Annotated in this window: 1 protein-coding gene and 1 pseudogene; one reads left to right on the top strand and one right to left on the bottom strand. The window is 31.5% G+C overall.

Features of this window, described 5'->3' with window-relative positions:
• The first annotated feature begins 361 nt into the window (after positions 1-361).
• A complete protein-coding gene (locus ABYK18_RS11935) occupies positions 362-1,453 on the top strand; it encodes a methyl-accepting chemotaxis protein (RefSeq protein ID WP_373036902.1) in 1,092 nt (363 codons plus the stop codon).
• Between the two features lie 108 nt (positions 1,454-1,561).
• Here ABYK18_RS11935 and ABYK18_RS11940 read toward each other — a convergent pair.
• Positions 1,562-2,290, bottom strand: a pseudogene (locus ABYK18_RS11940) (IS256 family transposase); the annotation flags it as partial.
• Between the last annotated feature and the right edge of the window lie 144 nt (positions 2,291-2,434).

The raw sequence follows: 2,434 nt of genomic DNA on the forward strand, positions 1-2,434 counted from the left end.
ACCTTTTTTAAGCACTTGTCTCCTTTCAAAGTATTTGAAAAAAGACTTTAACAGAACTAATCTGTTTCTTTAAGCTTTGGGTTGTAAAAACTACTTTTTAAGCAGCTTTCGAACTGCCTATTTTAGCACCGCGTCTGACAAAAATGACATATCAACGGTAGACGAAGTTTTAACTGTTCTTGATAAAGCTAAAAAAGAGACCGTTCAGAATTTTGTGTCAGTGAGTGATAGAATTAAAATCATATCGTAAATATATACTAAACAGGTCAATAGATAAGATATTGTTGTATATTATTTAATCATATAATTAAGGTTTATTATATGTAGATATAATACAATATATTTTAAAAAAAGGATTCATATGGGTTTGTTTGATAATCAAAAACACTTAAATAGAATAGCTGAACTTGAAAGAATAAATGCTGGCTTAGAAGAGAAAAACAAAGAGCTAGAAAATGAAAACTATAAGCTTAAGTCAGATGTAAGTGACAATGTTAATCCATCAAAAGAGCTTGAATCAAAGTTGGAAGCTCTTGACTTACTTATTAAATCATATGAAAGTGGTGTTGGTTTTTTACAAAACATAATGCAACAAAATGTTGATGCACTAGAGGAAGCTACTGATATGAACAGTAGAACTAGTAGACGTATAGATAATGTAAAATCTCAAAGAGATGGTTTATTAAATAGTATTGAAACTATTTCCCAAGAGACTGGTAATCTAGAACAAGGTGCTGATAGTTTAAATGGAAGTGTTGATGCGATTAATGAAATTATCAGCCTTATTAAAGATATATCAGACCAAACAAACTTATTAGCGTTAAATGCCGCTATTGAAGCAGCTCGTGCAGGAGACCATGGTCGCGGATTTGCGGTTGTTGCCGATGAAGTCAGAAAACTAGCAGAGCGTACTCAAAAAGCTACTTCGGAAGTAGAAATAAACATAGGTCAGCTTAAACAAAACTCCTCTGAAATACTTGATACGACTCAAAAATTCCAAGAAAATAGTAATATAATAAATGAGAATTTAGATCAGTTTTTTGAGGAGTTAGAATTTGTAATATCTAACTCAGAAACGATATCGAGAATAACTAAAAATATTACTAATGAAATAGGAATAGGAAATGGTAAAGCTGACCATATTTTATTTAAGCTTCTTGCATATAAGGCTTTTGTAAATGCTGACCGTCCATCTACAATTCAAGGTGAAAATGAGTGTCGTTTTGGAAAATGGTTTGCAGCAAATCAAGAGCAAGTTAAAGGTGAAACACAGATGCTTAACTCATTGACCAAGCATCATTCAAATGTTCATAATGGTGTTAAAGAAGCAATATCTTATTGGATGGATGATAAAGATTATTCTGCTGCAGTAAAACGTATGAAAAGGGTAGAAGAATCTAGTGAGAAAGCATTTGAAGAACTGTATGAAACTTTTATAAAACATAGGGTTTAATACTTATTACTTATAGTTTTATATGTTCCTGATAGTGATAATTAAATCAAAACTTTCAAGTTCCACAAACCTTAAAGGATTATGGAACAAGAAAAGTGAGCTTTTAAATTATATATTTAAGGCTTCATCCAATCTCCCTTCAAAAAATATAACCAATTGAGAAAGTGTTAAACTCCAATTCCAAATAGGCATTGTCCACTTTTTAGATGCATTTTGAATACCCATATAGAGTAATTTTAATAAGCTGTTTTCATTAGGAAAAGCACCTTTTGTTTTAGTAAGTTTTCTAAACTGCCTATGGACTGATTCTATAATATTTGTAGTATAAATAACTCTGCGTATGTCTTCTGGATATTTAAAATATACAGAGAGATTATCCCACTTATTACGCCAAGATTTAATAACTATAGGATATTTAGAGCCCCATTTTTCTTCAAGTCCATCTAATTCAACTTCAGCAGCTTCTTTAGAGATAGCCCGATAGATAAGTTTGAGGTCTTTCATAAACTCTTTTTGATTTTTAGAAGCAACATATCGTATGGAATTTCTAATTTGATGTACAATACACAGTTGAACTTCTGTTTTTGGAAAAATAGCTTTTATCGCTTCAGGAAAGCCTTTTAGGCCATCAACCGATGCTATGAGTATATCTTGTATTCCTCGATTATTTAAGTCTGTTAAAACTTGTAACCAAAAGTTAGCACCTTCATTTTCAGATAAGTATAATCCAAGTATCTCTTTTTTACCACTTAGTCCAACGCCAAGTATGGTATATACTGCTTTAGAGATATACTTCCCATTCTCTTTAATTTTATAGTGGATGGCATCAAGCCACACAAATTGTCAGACGCGGTGCTAAAATAGGCAGTTCGAAAGCTGCTTAAAAAGTAGTTTTTACAACCCAAAGCTTAAAGAAACAGATTAGTTCTGTTAAAGTCTTTTTTCAAATACTTTGAAAGGAGACAAGTGCTTAAAAAAGGT

Source organism: Sulfurimonas sp., from assembly GCF_041563495.1.
Classification (GTDB): domain Bacteria; phylum Campylobacterota; class Campylobacteria; order Campylobacterales; family Sulfurimonadaceae; genus Sulfurimonas.

Excerpts from the sequence above, each read along its gene's own strand:
- ABYK18_RS11935 (WP_373036902.1), top strand. The coding sequence starts at position 362 with ATGGGTTTGTTTGATAATCAAAAACACTTAAATAGAATAGCTGAACTT.